19 protein-coding genes are annotated in these 16,450 nt (G+C 74.5%); 12 read left to right on the plus strand and 7 right to left on the minus strand.

Translation table 11 applies throughout. From position 1 onward, the window contains the following. Positions 1 to 194 precede the first annotated feature (194 nt). The 5 genes from map to ACFVXH_RS16950 all read left to right on the plus strand — a co-directional run bounded on the left by map (position 195) and on the right by ACFVXH_RS16950 (position 6,385). The gene (gene map / locus ACFVXH_RS16930; protein ID WP_074003633.1) at positions 195 to 962 is read left to right on the plus strand and encodes a type I methionyl aminopeptidase; all 768 of its coding nucleotides are present in this window, start codon (positions 195 to 197) and stop codon (positions 960 to 962) included. Positions 963 to 986: 24 nt separating this feature from the next. Further along, positions 987 to 1,682 carry an HAD-IA family hydrolase gene (locus tag ACFVXH_RS16935; RefSeq protein ID WP_074003632.1) on the plus strand — a complete coding sequence of 232 codons (696 nt, stop codon included), beginning with the start codon at positions 987 to 989 and terminating at the stop codon, positions 1,680 to 1,682. 66 nt (positions 1,683 to 1,748) lie between these two features. Next, positions 1,749 to 2,174: a thioesterase family protein gene (locus ACFVXH_RS16940; RefSeq protein WP_074003631.1), complete on the plus strand. Its 426-nt coding sequence runs from the start codon at positions 1,749 to 1,751 to the stop codon at positions 2,172 to 2,174. Between the two features lie 169 nt (positions 2,175 to 2,343). Then, complete coding sequence (locus ACFVXH_RS16945) at positions 2,344 to 3,876, plus strand: alpha/beta hydrolase (RefSeq protein ID WP_074003630.1); 1,533 nt, start codon at positions 2,344 to 2,346, stop codon at positions 3,874 to 3,876. Positions 3,877 to 4,075: 199 nt separating this feature from the next. Further along, entirely contained in the window at positions 4,076 to 6,385 is a 2,310-nt protein-coding gene (locus ACFVXH_RS16950) for a transglycosylase domain-containing protein (protein ID WP_074003629.1), read from the plus strand. 123 nt (positions 6,386 to 6,508) lie between these two features. Here the strand turns inward: ACFVXH_RS16950 and ACFVXH_RS16955 are convergent, their stop codons facing one another. Next, entirely contained in the window at positions 6,509 to 7,105 is a 597-nt protein-coding gene (locus ACFVXH_RS16955) for a hypothetical protein (protein WP_049660092.1), read from the minus strand. 49 nt (positions 7,106 to 7,154) lie between these two features. Beyond that, positions 7,155 to 7,703 carry an alpha/beta hydrolase gene (locus ACFVXH_RS16960; protein ID WP_049660091.1) on the minus strand — a complete coding sequence of 183 codons (549 nt, stop codon included), beginning with the start codon at positions 7,701 to 7,703 and terminating at the stop codon, positions 7,155 to 7,157. Between the two features lie 257 nt (positions 7,704 to 7,960). Here ACFVXH_RS16960 and ACFVXH_RS16965 point away from each other — a divergent pair, with 257 nt between their 5' ends. The 3 genes from ACFVXH_RS16965 (at position 7,961) to ACFVXH_RS16975 (ending at position 10,575) form a co-directional block, all read left to right on the plus strand. After that, the gene (locus ACFVXH_RS16965; protein ID WP_049660089.1) at positions 7,961 to 8,527 is read left to right on the plus strand and encodes a DJ-1/PfpI family protein; all 567 of its coding nucleotides are present in this window, start codon (positions 7,961 to 7,963) and stop codon (positions 8,525 to 8,527) included. A 174-nt stretch (positions 8,528 to 8,701) separates the two neighbouring features. After that, positions 8,702 to 10,000: a serine hydrolase domain-containing protein gene (locus ACFVXH_RS16970; protein ID WP_387824291.1), complete on the plus strand. Its 1,299-nt coding sequence runs from the start codon at positions 8,702 to 8,704 to the stop codon at positions 9,998 to 10,000. Between the two features lie 56 nt (positions 10,001 to 10,056). Continuing rightward, complete coding sequence (locus ACFVXH_RS16975; RefSeq protein ID WP_049659101.1) at positions 10,057 to 10,575, plus strand: gamma carbonic anhydrase family protein; 519 nt, start codon at positions 10,057 to 10,059, stop codon at positions 10,573 to 10,575. 11 nt (positions 10,576 to 10,586) lie between these two features. Here the strand turns inward: ACFVXH_RS16975 and ACFVXH_RS16980 are convergent, their stop codons facing one another. Next, positions 10,587 to 11,780, minus strand: coding sequence for an MFS transporter (locus ACFVXH_RS16980; RefSeq protein WP_387824293.1), 1,194 nt, complete (start codon positions 11,778 to 11,780; stop codon positions 10,587 to 10,589). 199 nt (positions 11,781 to 11,979) lie between these two features. Here ACFVXH_RS16980 and ACFVXH_RS16985 point away from each other — a divergent pair, with 199 nt between their 5' ends. From ACFVXH_RS16985 to ACFVXH_RS17000, 4 genes are all read left to right on the plus strand, one after another. Continuing rightward, positions 11,980 to 12,225: a DUF2277 domain-containing protein gene (locus ACFVXH_RS16985; protein WP_117486559.1), complete on the plus strand. Its 246-nt coding sequence runs from the start codon at positions 11,980 to 11,982 to the stop codon at positions 12,223 to 12,225. A gap of 15 nt (positions 12,226 to 12,240) precedes the next feature. Further along, positions 12,241 to 12,477 carry a DUF6296 family protein gene (locus ACFVXH_RS16990; protein ID WP_049659098.1) on the plus strand — a complete coding sequence of 79 codons (237 nt, stop codon included), beginning with the start codon at positions 12,241 to 12,243 and terminating at the stop codon, positions 12,475 to 12,477. Positions 12,478 to 12,545: 68 nt separating this feature from the next. Then, positions 12,546 to 12,830 carry a DUF427 domain-containing protein gene (locus tag ACFVXH_RS16995; protein ID WP_049659097.1) on the plus strand — a complete coding sequence of 95 codons (285 nt, stop codon included), beginning with the start codon at positions 12,546 to 12,548 and terminating at the stop codon, positions 12,828 to 12,830. 45 nt (positions 12,831 to 12,875) lie between these two features. Further along, positions 12,876 to 13,847 (plus strand): hypothetical protein, encoded by a 972-nt coding sequence (locus ACFVXH_RS17000; RefSeq protein ID WP_387824296.1) that lies wholly within the window; start codon positions 12,876 to 12,878, stop codon positions 13,845 to 13,847. A 94-nt stretch (positions 13,848 to 13,941) separates the two neighbouring features. On the opposite strand, the gene ACFVXH_RS17005 is transcribed toward ACFVXH_RS17000, so the two are convergent. From ACFVXH_RS17005 to ACFVXH_RS17020, 4 genes are all read right to left on the minus strand, one after another. Next, entirely contained in the window at positions 13,942 to 14,280 is a 339-nt protein-coding gene (locus ACFVXH_RS17005; RefSeq protein WP_117486557.1) for a hypothetical protein, read from the minus strand. A 103-nt stretch (positions 14,281 to 14,383) separates the two neighbouring features. Next, positions 14,384 to 14,548, minus strand: coding sequence for a hypothetical protein (locus ACFVXH_RS17010; protein ID WP_158077733.1), 165 nt, complete (start codon positions 14,546 to 14,548; stop codon positions 14,384 to 14,386). A gap of 169 nt (positions 14,549 to 14,717) precedes the next feature. Further along, the gene (locus ACFVXH_RS17015) at positions 14,718 to 15,932 is read right to left on the minus strand and encodes a cytochrome P450 (protein WP_387824299.1); all 1,215 of its coding nucleotides are present in this window, start codon (positions 15,930 to 15,932) and stop codon (positions 14,718 to 14,720) included. Between the two features lie 109 nt (positions 15,933 to 16,041). After that, a complete protein-coding gene (locus ACFVXH_RS17020) occupies positions 16,042 to 16,275 on the minus strand; it encodes a ferredoxin (protein WP_074003623.1) in 234 nt (77 codons plus the stop codon). Positions 16,276 to 16,450 lie beyond the last annotated feature (175 nt).

Here is a 16,450-nt window from a genome sequence, read left to right on the forward strand (position 1 = left end):
TCGGTCGCCAATGCTCCGCAGTGGCTCCCTCCTCCGCCTTGCGATGCACGCACCCCAACGCCGCCCCGCCCGCCCTCCGGGCGGACGACGGGAGCTTGAAGACAGGCCCAGGTCCTCCCGCCCTGGGGCGTCCCACCCCCACGACCGTGATACAAATACCGGTATAAGAATTGGATCCAGGGGAGAGAAGCACCATGGTCGAACTCAAGTCGGACGCCGGGCTGGCCGCGATGCGCGAGGCCGGGCGGGTGGTGGCGGACGCGCTGGCGGCCGTCCGGGAGCAGGCGGCGGTCGGGGTGAGCCTGCTGGAGCTGGACGAGGTGGCGCGGGGCGTGCTCAAGGCGGCCGGGGCCACCTCGCCGTTCCTCGGCTACCGTCCGGCCTTCGCGCCCGTCCCGTTCCCGGCCGTCATCTGCGCCTCGGTGAACGACGCCGTGGTGCACGGCATCCCGGACGGCTACCGGCTGCGCGACGGCGACCTGGTGAGCATCGACTGCGGCGCCCTCCTGGACGGCTGGGCCGGGGACGCGGCGGTCAGCTTCACCGTCGGCACCGCCCGGCCCGAGGACACCGCCCTGATCGAGACCACCCGGCGCGCCCTGGAGGCCGGCATCGCCGCCGCCGTGGTCGGCAACCGCACCGGCGACATCGCCCACGCCATCGGCGCCGTCGCCCGCGCCGGCCGGTACGGCCTGCTGGACGGCTACGGCGGCCACGGCATCGGCCGCCGGATGCACGAGGACCCGCACGTGCCCAACGAGGGCCGCCCAGGGCGGGGTTACCCGCTGCTCCCCGGCCTGGTGCTGGCGATCGAGCCGATGCTGCTGGCCGGCGGCCGCGACGACCACCGCACCGACCCGGACGGCTGGACCCTGCGCACCGTCGACGGCGCCCGGGCCGCCCACATCGAGCACACCGTTGCCATCACCGAGGACGGCCCGCGGATCCTCACCCTGCCCTGATCCGGAAGGACTTAGGCTCGGGCCATGACCAAAGCTGTGATGTTCGACTTCTCCGGCACCCTCTTCAGGGTCGTCTCCACCGCCGAGTGGCTGGCGGCCCACCTCGCCGCCACCGGCCTCGCCCTGCCCGCCGGGGAGGAGGCCGAACTGATAGCCCGGCTGGAGGAGTTCGGCGCGCTGCCCGGCGGTGTGCCGCCGCGCCGCATCCCGCCGGAGGTCCAGCAGGCCTGGGACACCAGGGACTTGACCCCGGAGCTGCACCGCACCGCGTACACCGCGCTGACCCGCGCCGCCGAGCCGCCCGCGGCCATCGACGTGGACGCCCTCTACGAGTCCCACCTGGCGCCCGCGAGCTGGCGCCCGTACCCGGACGCCGCCCCCGTGCTGCGCGAGCTGCGCCGCCGGGGCGTACCGGTCGCCGTGGTGAGCAACATCGCCTGGGACCTGCGGCCGGTCTTCCGCGCGTACGGCCTGGAGGAGCTGGTCGACGTCTACGTGCTGTCCTACGAGGTCGGCGCCCAGAAGCCCGACCCGGTGATCTTCGAGGCCGCCTGCGAGCGGCTCGGCCTCGCCCCGGCGGACGTCCTGATGGTCGGCGACGACCGGACCTGCGACGGCGGCGCGACCGCGCTCGGCTGCGGCTTCCACCCGGTCGAGCACCTGCCGGTCGACCGGCGGCCGGACGCCCTCACGCCGCTGCTGGCCGTCCTGTCCGGGTGATCCGGGTGGGACGGGTGACGGAGGACACGAGGTGGTGCCCCGGGGGCCCGGAGTACCGTGCGGGGCATGAGTGATCAGGACTTCACCACGCACATCACCGTCCGCGGGTACGAGACGGACTCCCAGGGGCACCTGAACCAGGCGGTCTACCTCCAGTACGCCGAGCACGCCCGCTGGGAGTACCTCCGGGCGGCCGGGATCCGCCAGGCGGACCTGGTCGCCAAGGGGGTCGGCCCGGTGGTCCTGGAGACCACGGTCAAGTACCTGCGGGAGCTGCGCGCGGGCGACTCGGTGGCGGTCAGCTGCTCGTTCACCTGGCGGGACGGCAAGACCTTCCAGGTGGTGCAGCGGCTGGTCCGCGAGGACGGCGTGCTGGCCGCCGAGATCACCGGTGTCGGCGGCATCCTCGACCTGGCGGAGCGCAGGCTGGTCGCCGACCCGCGCGAGCCGCTGCGCGCCCTGGCCGCCGAACCGGGCCGGCTCGGCCTCTGAGCCGGACCGGACCCCGCCGTACCGCTCCCACCACCCCCACCCCGCGCGGCCGGAGACCGCGGCCGGAAGCGGTCTCCGCCCCCTCCCCGGCGCCCGGGGGCTTTCCCCACCCCCGACCGGCCCGCTGCCCGCATGGTCCCAAGTCCCGTGCCCCAGCAGACTCTTGGGCATGACGAAGCCCACCCGAACCACAGTCACCCGCACCGCCCCCACCCGCACCGTCACCGCCGCGGTCACCGCGGCCGCCGCCCTGGCCGTGACCGCACTGAGTGCCCTGCCCGCCGGTGCGGCCGAGAGCGCGAAACCCGGGCGGGACGGCCTCGCCTGGGCCGCGTGTCCGGGCGCCCCGGCCGACAGCCCCCAACGGTGCGCCGAGGTCACCGTCCCGCTGGACTACGCCGATCCGGACGGCGCCCGCGTCACCCTCGCCGTCTCCCGGATCAGCGCCGCCGACCCCGGCCGGCGCCGAGGCGTCCTGCTGGCCGTCCCCGGCGGACCGGGAGGTTCCAGCCTCGACCTCGTCCACGGCATGGCCGGGCGCCTGCCCCAGTCCGTCCGGGACCGCTACGACGTGGTCGGCTTCGACCCGCGCGGCGTCGGCCGCTCCACCCCGGTCAGCTGCGGCCTCGACCCCGCCGACCTGTCGATGGTCAAACTGCGTCCCTGGCCGGCCGCCGACGGCTCGATCGACGGGAACCTGGCCACCGCCCGCCGCATCGCCGACACCTGCGCGCGCAACGGCGGCCCGGTGCTGCGCAGCATCTCCACCGCCAACGAGGCCCGCGACCTCGACGGCATCCGCCGCGCCCTCGGCGAGCGCCGCCTCTCCCTCTGGGGCGTCTCGTACGGCACCTACGCGGGCGCCGTCTACACCACCATGTTCCCGGAGCGGACCGACCGGGTCGTGCTGGACAGCAACGACGACCCGGACCCGTCGCGGGTCGGGCGCGGCTGGCTGGACGCCTACGGCCGGGGCGTCGAGGACCGCTTCCCGGACTTCGCGAGGTGGGCGTCCGCGCCGGACAACCCGGACCGGGTCGCGGACACCCCCGAGGAGGTCCGCCCGCTCTTCCTCGACCTCGCCGCCCGCCTCGACCGGGCCCCGCTGCCCTGGCCGGGCGCCAACCCGGCGGAGCTGAACGGCAACGTGCTGCGCCAGACCCTGCTGGACGGCATGAACGCGGACGCCCGCTTCCCGGACGTCGCGGCGCTGATGCTGGCCGGTCTCGGCCGCCGTCCGCTGCCCGCCCCGGTGGTGCCGCCGGAGGCGGCGGTGCAGAACACCATCGCCGTCTCGGTCGGGACCCTCTGCAACGACGTCCGGTGGCCCGCCGACCCGGCCGGCTACGCCAAGGCCGTGACCGCCGACCGCGCCGCCCGCCCGCTCACCGCCGGCCTGCCGGTGAACGTGATGCCCTGCGCCTTCTGGCCGTTCGCGCCCGCCGAGCCGCCGGTGCGGGTCACCGACCGGGGCCCGTCCAATGTGCTGCTCACGCAGAACCTGCGCGACCCCGCGACGCCGTACACCGGCGCGCTCAAGCTGCGTGCGGCGTTCGGGGACCGGGCGCGGATGGTGACGGTGGACTCGGGCGGCCACGACGTGTACCGGGCCAACGGGAACGCCTGCGGCGACGAGGTGGTGACGGACTACCTGGTCACCGGCCACCGCCCGGCCCGGGACGTCTTCTGCCCGGCGGGTTGAGCGGGTTCGGCTGAGCGGAACCGGCCGAGCGAGGTCGGCCGAGCGGCACGCGGGGCAACGGGCCGTGGACGAACGGTCCTTGCCCCGTCGTGCACGCCCGTTCGACCTTCGGGAATGAGTCGAATCCGTCGCGATTTTGTGACAATCCTTCGCCAACACCCGCTCCCCATGGCCTGTTCACGGCCGTAATGTTCGATCTATGTCACCGAAGAGCCGCATACCCGCCGCTTCGGACCCGGGCGACACCTGGGTGCCGCGACCGAGGCGCCGCGAGACCCCGATCGGCTTCCTGGGCCACGCGGCCACCTTCCTCGGCTCCAGCGTGCTGGGCGGGGTGCTGCTGGCGGGCCTGATCCTCCCGGCGGCCGGGGCGGTCGGGCTCGGCGCGAAGAACGGCGCCGAGGGCTTCGAGAGCATCCCCGACGACTTCAGGACCCCGCCGCTGAGCCAGGCGACGCAGATCTTCGACGCCAACGGCGGCCTGATCGCCAAGGTCTACGAGCGCGACCGCACCGTCATACCCGCCGACCAGATGTCCCCGCTGATCCGCACGGCGCAGGTGGACATCGAGGACGCCCGGTTCTACGAGCACGGCGCCGTCGACCTCAAGGGCATCCTGCGCGCGATCACCAAGAACGCGGAGAGCGGCGCCGCCGTCCAGGGCGCCTCCACCCTGACCCAGCAGTACGTGAAGAACGTCAATGTGGAGAAGGCCGGGGACGACGCCGACGCGGTGCGCGAGGCGCAGCGCAAGACCCTCGGCCGCAAGATCCAGGAACTCCGGTACGCCATCAAGCTGGAGGAGGACCTGAGTAAGGAGCAGATCCTCACCAACTACCTCAACATCACCTTCTACGGCCACCAGGCGTACGGCATCCAGGCCGCCTCCCAGCGCTACTTCAGCAAGGACGCCAAGGACCTCAGCCTGCCCGAGGCGGCGATGCTCGCCGGGCTGGTGCAGAACCCGTCCCAGTACGACCCGAAGCTGCACCCGGTGGCCGCGCAGAAGCGCCGCGACACCGTCATCGACAAGATGGTGGAGAACAAGCACATCACCGCGGACCAGGCCAGGGAGGCGAAGGCCGCCCCGCTCGGCCTCAACTACCGGGACCCGCAGAACGGTTGCATCACCGCCAAGGCCGGCATGGGCTTCTTCTGCGACTACGTGCGGCACGTGGTCAAGCAGGACCCGGTGTTCGGCAAGAGCTCGGCCGAACGCAAGAAGCTGTGGGACACCGGCGGCCTGAACATCTACACCACGATGGACCCGGACAAGCAGGCCGCCGCCCAGAACGCCGTCTCCACCAAGGTGTACGTCACCGACCCGGTCTCGGCCGCGATGACGATGGTCGAGCCCGGCAGCGGCAAGATCCTGTCGATGGCGCAGACCCGCCCGTACGGGCTGGCCAAGGAGAAGAACGAGACCGTCGTCAACTACAACGTGGACGCGGCGATGGGCGGCGGCATCGGCTTCCAGCCCGGCTCCAACTTCAAGCCGATCGTGGCCGCCGCGGCCCTGGAGGCCGGCCTGTCGCCCACCCAGCGGTACGACTCGCCGAACCGGATGGACTGGCCGACGATGAAGACCTGCGACGGCACCTGGAAGAACCTCAGCAAGGGCAAGAAGGAGGGGACCATCCCCAACGAGAGCGCCGGTGAGGTCGGCCCGTACGAGCTCAAGCAGGCCATGGCGCTCTCCGTGAACACCTACTTCGTGCAGATGGAGCAGGAGATCGGCCTCTGCGCGGTCAAGCAGATGGCCAACAAGCTGGGCATGGAGGGCAAGGCGAACGGCGAGCCGCTCCAGGAACTGCCCGCGCTCGGCCTCGGCACCCAGGAGGTCAGCCCGCTGACCATGGCCAACGTGTACGCGACCTTCGCCGCCCGGGGCACCTACTGCGCGCCGCTGGCGATCAACAGGATCACCACCGTGGACGGCACCGACGTCCCGGTGCCCCCGGTCCACTGCTCCCCGGCGATGTCCGAGGACACCGCCGACGTGATCAACAGCGTGCTGCTCGGGGTGACCGAGAAGGGCGGCACGGCGCGCGACCTCGGCCTGGACGACGGTCGCCAGATCGCGGGCAAGACCGGGACGACGGACGAGAAGAAGTCGGCCTGGTTCACCGGCTACACGGGCAACCTGGCGGGCTCGGTCTGGCTGGGCAGCCCGGGCACCAAGGTGCCGATGCGCAACATCCGGATCGGCGGCAAGTACCAGGCCGAGGTCTTCGGCGCCACCGGCCCCGGGCCGATCTGGCAGCAGGCGATGAGCGACGCCGTCCGGAGCATGCCGGAGAAGCCGTTCGCCACCGTCCGCATCCCGGACCCGCCCCGGCGGGACGCCAACTGCACCACCGCCAGCGGCTCGCCGGGCTCGGTCACCTGCAGCGGCGCGCCCGCCACCGGGGGCCCGGGCAACACCGGCCGGCCGCGCGACACCGGCCCGACGCCCGGCCGCACCGCGCCGTCCGCCCCGCCCGGCACCACCGACCCGTCGGACCAGTGACGCGTCGGACCAGTGACCCCGAGGAGCAGCGACTCCGGGCAGCAGCGACTCCGGGCAGCGGTGACCCCGACGACCGGTGAACTGCCCGGCCCCGCCTGAGTACCCGTACCCAGGCGGGGCCGGCTACCGTGCCTCGACCGGTTCGCCGCTGTCCTGGTCGAGGTTGAACACCCGCCGGTAGGAGTCGGTCACCACGGTGATCTGCGAGCGCCCGGTCCAGCTCGCCTCCACCAGCCGGGCGTCGCCCGGGCGCCGGCCGATGTCCGCCAGCGACCAGCGCCGGGCCGACCAGCCCTCGCCGCTCTCCAGCAGCACCTGCCAGCGCTCGTCCGGGCCCGGCCCGGTGGCGTACGAGCGGTGCACCACCACCAGGGCCCGCTCGGCCCCGGCCGGGGCGTCCTCCCGGCTGCGGGTCTCGGCCGCCGACACCTTGTGCGCGGCCAGCACGCCGAGCAGGAACACCACGCCGGCGGTCACCGTGACCGCCCGGGTGGCCGTCCGCACGGCGGCGCGCGGGTCGCTCAGCCAGGCGGCCGCGATCAGCGCCGCCAGCGCCCCGCCGATCAGCAGCTCCGGCTGGTTGAGCAGGTCGGCGACCAGCATCAGCCCGCCCGAGCGGCTCTCCCACTGGCCCTCGGTGTAGAGCAGGACGGCGGCCAGCCCGCTGCCCGCCAGCAGCCGGACCAGGACGCGCCTGGTCCGGGACGTCCGTCGGTTCATCGTCCCCCGGTTCATCGTCCCCGCGCCCCCGTTCCCCCCGTCGCCGCGGTCACAGCCCGGCGAGCAGTTCGCGGCCCTCCGGCCAGTCGCCCAGTCCGGAGTCGGAGTTGAGGTGCCCGTACGCGCCCGGCTCGACGTACCGGGCGCCCCAGGCGGCGGCGAACGCGCGGGCCCGCTCGGCCGAGACCCACGGGTCGTCGGTCGAGGAGACCACGACGGCCGGGAACGGGAACCGCTCCAGCGCCACCGGGCGGAAGTTCACCAGCTCCGGGACCTCGGCGGTGTCGACGTCCGCCGGGGCGACCAGCAGCGCGCCCCGGACGGCGGCGGTCCGCTCGGCGGAGGCGGTGGCGACCCAGTGAGCCGCGGTGACGCAGCCCAGGCTGTGGGCGACCAGCACCACCGGGCCTTCGGCGGCGGCCGCGGCCACCGCGGCGTCCACCCGGGCCACCCAGTCCGTCCGCTCCGGGTGGTCCCAGTCCGCCTGCTCGACCCGGCGGAAGGACTCCGGCCCGGCCGCCTCCCAGCGGGTCTGCCAGTGCTCGGGGCCGGAGTTCTGGTAGCCGGGGAGGACGAGGTAGGTGGTGCGGTCGGGCATGGGCTCCTCCGGGAGCGGGACGGTCGTGGGCAGCAGGAGTCTAGGACGCGGGCCGCCGACCCCCGCAGCCGGGCGCCCGACCAGGCGCGCACTCCTCGCAACCGGCGCGCGTAGCTCCGTATGCGCCGTCGTACGCCCGGTGCGCCCCGTTGCCAACGGTGTCGCCGGTACGGGAGGTTGGACCGGGCCCGGGCCGGCCGCCACCGCCCGGCGCCCGTACCCGATCCGAGGCTCGACCACGTGGAGGGATGTCGGCGATGACATCGAAGATCCTGCTCGTCACCGGGGACGCCGCCGAGTCACTGGAGGTGTTCTACCCCTACCAGCGGCTGCGCGAGGAGGGCTACCAGGTCGACATCGCGGCCCCGACGAAGAAACGCCTCCAGTTCGTGGTGCACGACTTCGTCGAGGGCTTCGACACCTACACCGAGAAGCCCGGCTACACCTGGCCCGCCGACGTGGCCCTCGCCGACGTCGACCCGGCCGACTACGCGGCCCTGGTCATCCCCGGCGGCCGCGCCCCCGAGTACCTGCGCAACGACCCGGACGTACAGCGGATCGCCCGGCACTTCTTCGCCGAGGACAAGCCCGTCGCCCAGATCTGCCACGGCCCGCTGATCACCGCCGCCGCCGGCCTGCTGGACGGCCGCCGAAGTTCCGCCTACCCGGCGCTGGCCCCGGACATCAAGGCGGCGGGCGCCGAGTTCGTGGACGGCGAGGCGGTCGTGGACGGCGTCGTCGTCTCGGCCCGCGCCTGGCCCGACCACCCGGCCTGGCTGCGGGCCTTCATCGAGGTCCTGCGCACCAAGGCGCCGCTCGCCTAGCGCTGATCCCGGAGCCGGACCCCGAGGCGTCTCGGGGTCCGGCTCCGGGATCCCTCGGGGGCGGGACCCCCTCCCCAGGCGGACGATCCGGCCCGGCCGATCCGGCAAGGTGTCAGGTGAGCACCAGCCGACCGGAGTTGCCCACTCCGCCGACCCCGGACCAGGGAGGACGGCATGACCGCCGACCCGACCGCCCCCGCCCGCCGCCGGACCGCCCTGCGCGTCGCCGTCGCCGCCGCCGTGGGCGCGGGACTGCTCACCACCCTCGCCCCGACCGCCGTCGCCGGGCCCGCCGGCCGGCCGCCGGCCCCCGGCTGCCACGGCGCCGTGCACCTCTCGGTCACCGGCGGCACGCCCGGCGATGGCACGGGCACCGACGGCGCCGCCGAACGGCGCGGCGACTGGACGGCCGCCGACGCCGCCCTCGCCGGGATGACCGACCCCGGCTACTCGACCTCCGCCCTCGCCGCCGTCCGCGAGAACGGCCGACTGGTCTGGCGCAACGCCACCGGCGTCGCCGAACTCGGCACCGGCGAACCCGCCGACCCGGAGGGCGCGTTCCGGATCGGCAGCGCCACCAAGACCTTCGTCGCCACCACCCTGCTCCAACTCGTCGGCGAGCACCGGCTGGACCTCGACGACCGCCTGGAGTGCCTGCTGCCGGGCATCGTCCCGAACAGCACCGCGATCACCGTCCGGCAGCTGCTCGACCACACCAGCGGCGTCGCCGACTACACCCGGGACCGGGCCTTCGAGGTCGACCGGGACTGGCTGGCCGACCGCCGCTACAAGTCCTACCGGCTGCGGGACCTGGTGGACCTCGCGAACACCTACCCGCCGGACTTCGCCCCCGGCGAGGGATGGCAGTACTCCAACACCAACTACATCCTGGTCGGGATGATCATCGAGAAGCTCACCGGCCACAGCTGGAACGACGAGGTCACCCGCCGGATCATCCGCCCGCTGCGGCTCACCGGCACCTGGATGCCCGGCGACCTCCCGTTCATCCCCGGCCCGCACGCCCACGGCTACGTCAGGACGGACACCGGTCCGGCCGACGTCACCGTGCTCAACCCGTCCATGGCCGGCTCCGCCGGCGGCGGCATCTCCACCACCACCGACCTGACCGCCTTCCTCGACGCCCTGCTCGGCGGCCGCCTGCTGCGCCCGGCCGAACTCGCCGCGATGAAGCGGACCACCGACCACGGCGAGGGCCGGACGTACGGCCTCGGCCTCCAGCGCCTGGACACCCCCTGCGGCCCGTTCTGGGGCCACGCCGGCGGCATCCCCGGCTACAGCACGATGATGCTCGCCGCCCCGGACGGCAGCCGCTCGTTCGCCGCCGACACCACCTTCTACGACGCCCCGGACCCGGACGCCGCCGACACCGCCTGGCGCAAGGTGACCACGACCGCCCTGTGCGGCGCCCAGGCGGCGGCCGCGGCACCCGACCTCGCCCGCATGGCACCGTGACCGACCCCCTACGCTGACCGGCGACAGAACCGCCGACCGTCACAGGAGGACGACCCATGGCAGAGCCGCTGATCGCCGCAGTCGGGGGCCGGGTGCCCGCCGTCGACCCGGGCGCCTTCGTGGCGCCGAACGCCGTCGTGGTCGGGGACGTGACCGTCGCCGCCGGCGCGAGCGTCTGGTACGGCGCGGTGCTGCGCGGCGACGCCGAGTCGATCAGCGTCGGCGCGGGCAGCAACATCCAGGACAACTGCACCCTGCACGCCGACCCCGGCTTCCCGCTGGTGGTCGGCGAGCGGATCTCGGTCGGCCACAACGCCGTGCTGCACGGCTGCACGGTCGAGGACGACGTCCTGGTGGGCATGAACGCCACCGTGCTCAACGGCGCCCGGATCGGCACCGGCTCGCTGGTCGCGGCCGGCGCGGTGGTGCCGCAGGGCATGGTCGTCCCGCCCGGCTCGCTGGTCGCCGGCGTCCCGGCCAAGGTCCGCCGCGAGCTGACCGAGGACGAGAAGACCGGCATCAAGGCCAACGGCGCCGGCTACCAGCTGCTCGCCGACGCCCACCGGGAGATCTAGCGGCTTCCCGGCTAGGCCGTGGTCATCGCGGCCGCCGCCGGTTCCGTCGCCACCGGGGCGGGCCGGCGGCGGTCGGCCGCCCAGGCGAGCACCGCGACCACCGCGCCCGCGGCCGCCAGGACCGCGCCGACCAGCGTCGGCGCGGTCCAGCCGAGCCCGGCGTCCAGCGCCAGCCCGCCGAAGTACGCGCCCTGGGCGTTGGCCAGGTTGAAGGCGCCCTGGACGGTCGCCGAGGCGAGGGTCGGCGCGCTGCGCGCCTTCTGGAGCACCAGGGTCTGCACGGCCGGCACGATCGCGAAGCCGAACAGCCCGATCAGCACCACCGTGACGGCCGCCGACCAGCGGGCGTGCGCGGTCAGCGCGAACAGCGCCAGGGTGGCGGAGAGCAGCACGAAGGCCGCGCAGACGGTGGGGCGCAGCGCCCGGTCGGCGGCGAAGCCGCCCAGCACGTTGCCGATCGTCATGCCGACCCCGAACAGCGCCAGCACCAGGGTCACCGAGCCGGTCGCGTACCCGGAGACCTCGGTGAGCAGCGGGGCGATGTAGCTGTAGCAGGCGAAGAAGCCGCCGCAGCCGAACACCACGGTGGCCAGCGCCAGCCAGAGCTGGCCGCTGCGGAAGGCCCGCAGCTCGTGCCGGAGCCCGGACTGGCCGGAGGAGGGGAGCGCGGGCACCAGCCGGGCGATGGCGACCGTGCCGGCGGCCGCGATCAGCACGACCACCAGCATGGTCGCCCGCCAGCCCAGGTGCTGGCCGAGCAGGGTCGCGGCCGGGACGCCGACGATGTTGGCGACGGTCAGTCCGGAGAACATCACGGCCACCGCCCGGGCCCGCCGGTCCGGCGCGACCAGCTCGGCCGCCGCCACCGCGCCCGCCCCGAAGAAGGCGCCGTGCGGCAGCCCGGTGATCAGCCGGGCGGCGGCCAGCGTCCAGAAGTCCGGGGCCACCGCGCACAGCAGGTTGCCGGTCGCGAACAGCGCGGCCAGCGCCACCAGCACCGCCTTGCGCGGCCGTCCGGCGGCCAGCGCGGTCAGCAGCGGCGCGCCGACCACCACCCCCAGCGCGTACGCGGAGATCAGCCAGCCCGCCTGCGGGATGGAGACGTGGAGACTGTCGGCGACCTGGGGGAGCAGCCCCATGGCGGCGAATTCGGTGGTTCCGATGGCGAACGCGGTGACGGCCAGCGCGAGCAGCGCGAGAGGCAAGGGGGTGACTCCGGAGTGATGCCGACGGACCGGGGAAGCGCGCGGCGGGATGAAGGCGGGAATGACGGCGGGATGAATTCGTTCGTCCGGAATCCTAATCCGGCCGGATGACGGCGCCGTGAGGTGCGTGTGACGAAAGGGCGTCGCCGGCTGACGAAAGGGGGTCGCCGACGCGGCTCCGGCGCGCGAGACTGGGAGCATGTGCCGCAACATCAAGACGCTGCGACCTCCCGTCACGCCCGACGCCGACGAGGAGGACTTCCACGCCGCAGCCCTCCAGTACGTCCGCAAGGTGTCCGGGTTCCGCGCCCCCGCGGCGCACAACCGGGAGGCCTTCGACCGGGCGGTGGACGCCGTCGCGGAGGCCACCGCCCGGCTGCTCGCCGAGCTGGAGGTCCGCGGCCCGCACGCCCGGGCCGCCGTGCCGGCCGAGGCCGCCGGGTAGGCAGGAGCAGCTGTGATGAGCCACGCCGAGCGTTACGCCCTCACCTTCCCCGGCACCCCGGGCACCCAGGCCCCGCAGGACGTCGTGGTGGTCACCCGCACCGACGCGACCGGTCCGGGCGGCCACCCGGTGTACGAGGACGAGAGCGGCATCGTCCGGGCGGAGATCAGCGACGCCGGCGAGGTCCGGATCCTCGCCAGCGGCGGCCACCAGAGCCCGCACCTGCCGGTGCACGCCCACCCGCTGCCCTGACCGCCCGGAACCCTGGGCGGGCACTCGGAACCCCGGCGCGGATTCCGTCCGTCGGGCACAATCGCGGTATGACCACAGCGAGTTGGCAGGGCGTCGTCATCGCCGAGAGCGACGACACCGTCGTCGTCGAGGGCAACCACTACTTCCCGGCCGAGGCGGTGCGCACCGAGTACCTGCGCCCCTCGGAGACCACCACGGTGTGCGGTTGGAAGGGCACCGCCGGCTACTACAGCCTGGAGGTGGACGGGCGGACCAACCCGGACGCCGTCTGGTACTACACCGACCCGAAGCCCGAGGCCGAGCACGTGCGCGGCCGGGTGGCCTTCTGGCGCGGGGTGGTGGTCGCCGAGTAGGCGGCCCCGGGCCGTGCCGTCCTCGCGAAAGGGGTACCGGAGCCCATGGCAGTCTTCCGCAGGCCGGACCGCTTCCGGCCGCGTCCCGGATCCGCCCCGGCCGAGCCCGACCCGGCCGAGCCCGACCCGGCCGAGCCCGACCCGAGCGGGCCCGCCCCGGCCGAGCCCGACCTGGGCGAGCGGCTCGCCGAACTGGTCGAGGAGTCCGAGCAGCCCGTCGGCCGGGGCCCGGTCGCCGCGTACGCGGCGAGGCAGCGCGGCCGCGGCCGGGCCGTGGTCCTGCACACCGCCCGGCTGCTCGGCCACGGCGGCCGGGTCGCCGCCAAGGGGGCGGCGAGGGGAGCGGCCAAGGGCGCCGCGTTCGGCGGCAAGGCGCTGACCGACCAGCTGGTGCGGACCGCGCCGCGGATCCCGGTGCGCGACCTCGCCACCCTGCGGGCGCAGCACCCCGACGCGGCCTTCCCGGAGCAGCTGGCCGACCTGCTGGTCACCGGCGCCGTCCGGGCCTCCGGCGCGCTCGGCGCGGGCGTCGGCGCGGCGGCGATGCTGCCGGTGCCGCCCGCGATGCCGCTGGAGATCGCGGCCGAGACGCTCGCGGTCGCGGCCGTGGAGATCAAGCTGATCGCCGAGCTGCACGAGGTCTACGGCACCCCGGCGCAGGGCACCGCCACCCAGCGGGCCGGCGCCTACCTCGGTGCCTGGGCCAACCGCCGCGGGATCGACGCGGGCCTGCTGGTGCGCCCGGCCGGCTTCGCCGCGCTGGCGATCGGCTCGGAGGTGCGCCAGCAGGTCCGCCGCCGGCTGACCCGCAGCTCGCTGCGCCACCTGCCGGCGGTGACGCCGCTGCTGGTCGGGGCCGGCATAGGCGCCACCATGAACCGCCGCGACACCCGCCGGCTGGCCGGCGAGGTGCGCGAGGACCTGCGCGAGCGCCGCCCGGCGGACGGCGCCTACTGGGCCGCGGCCGCGCCGCCGCCGAAGGGGGAGACGGCCCCGCGGCCACCGGGGGAGGAGTGACAGGCGCGCCCGGGACCGGTGACGGTCCCGGGCGCGCCTGTCGCCGGAGGCTCTGGAACCCCGGGCGTCGAGGGGCCTGGGGTTCCTGGTGTTCCTAGGGTTTCGGCGGTGCCGGGGCACCCGCGCCCCGGCCGGCCTTGACGCCGTTCACCATCGCCTGGTGGATCGCCCGAGCGGTGGTCTCGTCCTGCGCCGGCACCGGGCTGCCGGTGACCGTGTACCAGTCCAGCGCTCCGGTGTACTGGACGGTCAGCCTCGCCTCGCCGTCCACCCAGGTGGTGTGCACGGTGAGGTCGCCGGAGATCGGGCCGATCTCGGTGGTGGTCACCCCGCCGGGGCCGCTGATGATCGATTGGGTGGTCCAGGTCGCCCACGACGTGCGCGGGTCCGCGGGCGGCTGGGCCTGGCGGTTTCCTTGGTCGTGTTCGGTCATGCGCCTATCCTCCCCCGCGGGTGGCCCGCCGCCGGAGCAGCGACACCTGCGGTCGCGGCGACCGCCCGGCGGCACCGGGCGGTCGAGTCGGTACGGCGGACGGTCAGCCGGGCTGGCCGGGCTCGTCCAGCATGGGGGCGCCCTCCGCCTGGGAGGTGTCCTGTGCGTGCAGGTTCTGCATCGAGGGGACGCCCTCCTCGGGGTCCGCGGCGCGGATGTCCTCGTCGTCCTCGGTACTCACCTTGGACCGGTCACTCATGTCGGTCATCGCGGGCTCCGTCTCCTCGGCCGGTCCTGGCGCGCCGGGCCGGAGGCGCGGCGGGACCGGTGGTGGCTCTTCGCCCCTCCAGCCTGCCTCCGCCCCGGCGCGAGGGCCAGCCGGGTGATCCGGGAAGCGCCCCGCGGACCCCACCCGGGCGTCAGGAGACCCCCGGGCGTCACCAGGCGACGGGCAGCGACCGCATGCCGTAGATGAACGCGTCGGTGCGGAACGCCAGCTCGTCGCGCGGGACGGTCAGCCGCAGCCCGGGCAGCCGCCGGAACAGCGTGGCCAGCGCGATCTGGAGCTCGGCACGGGCCAGCGGCTGGCCGAGGCACTGGTGCACGCCGAAGCCGAAGGCCATGTGCCGCCGGGCGTCCCGGTCCAGGTCCAGTTCGTCGGCCGGCAGCCGGTCGGCTCCGCCGAACACCGCCTCGTCCCGGTTGGCGGTGGAGAGCATCGCGACCACGCCCTCCCCGGCCCGGACGGTCGTACCGCCCAGCTCCACGTCCTCCAGCGCCACCCGGAGCACCCCGGTGTGGATGATGGTGAGGAGACGCAGCAGCTCCTCCACCGTGCCGGGCACCGCGGCCGGGTCGGCCAGCCTGGCGATCTGCTCGGGCCGGTCCAGCAGCAGGGCGGTGGAGAGCGAGATCATGTTCGCGGTCGTCTCGTGCCCGGCGACCAGCAGCAGGAAGCCGGTGCTGGCGACCTCGCGCGGGGTGAGGTCGTCGCGGACGGCGAGCCGGCTGAGGATGTCGTCCCGCGGCTCCTCCCGCTTGCGGGCGGTCAGCGCCTCCAGGTACTCCAGCATCTCGTCCCGGGCCGCCAGGAGCTCCTCGAAGGGCCTGGTGTTGCTGAGCAGCGTCCGGCTGATGCCCTGGAAGAACTCGTGGTCCTCGTACGGGACGCCGAGCAGAAGGCAGATCACCAGCGAGGGGACGGGCAGGGCGAAGTCGGCGACCAGGTCGGCCTCGGTGCGGCCCGCGGTCATCCCGTCCAGCGCCTCGTCCACGATCCGCTGGATGTCCGGGCGCATCGCCTCGACCCGTTTGACCAGGAAGTCCCCGGTGACCATCCGGCGCAGCCGGGCGTGCTCGGGGTCGTCGAGGTTCAGGAAGTTCGGGTTCTCGCCGATCCGTTCCCGGCTGCCGGCGATCAGCAGCGGGAAGGTCGGGTGGCGCAGGTCCGCGCTGAACCGGCGGTCGGACAGGATGGCGCGGACCTCGGCGTAGCCGGTGGCCAGCCAGCAGGACTCGCCCCCGGGCAGCTCGGCGCGGCTCAGGTTCGCGGTGGCGGCGGCCTCGGTGTAGGCGGGCGGCGGGCCGAACGGGCAGCCGGCGGAGTGCCGGGCCGGCAGCGGGACGGCGGGCACGGTGGGTGTGCTCGTCAAGGCGGGGTCTCCTTGCGTCGCGATGGTTCTCCGGTGGGGGTGGGGTTGCCGGACGCTCGCCGGTCCCGGGTGCGGTTCCGGTCCGCGGCCGGCCCGGACCGGCGTACGGTCAGCCGTCGACCGAGGCGGCCCCGGCCTCCGCCGGCCCGTCCTCGACCACGGTGATGGCGCCGCCCGGGCAGAGCTGGGCGGCCAGTCTGAGATCCTCGAACTGGTCGGGCCTGAAGGCGGTCTGACGGAGCCTCACCAGACTGTCGTCGTCGTCCTGGTCGAAGACCTCGGGAACGTTCGTGACGCACATCCCGGAGCTGCAGCAGCGGTCCCGGTCGACACTCACCCGCATGGTCGGGCACCTCTCGCCAGTGCGCCGCCGGCTGCCCGGCGGCCGCCTCTCGTTGTCATTGCCAACCTAACCGCCGCTACTCCGTCCACGGAGTGCGCGGTGGCGGGATCGCCGAGAATGGCCGATTCGGCTCCCGTCGGAGCCGCCGGAGCGGCGCGGGAGGTTTGAACGGACG

This window comes from Kitasatospora sp. NPDC058184 (assembly GCF_042883725.1).
Taxonomy (GTDB): domain Bacteria; phylum Actinomycetota; class Actinomycetes; order Streptomycetales; family Streptomycetaceae; genus Kitasatospora.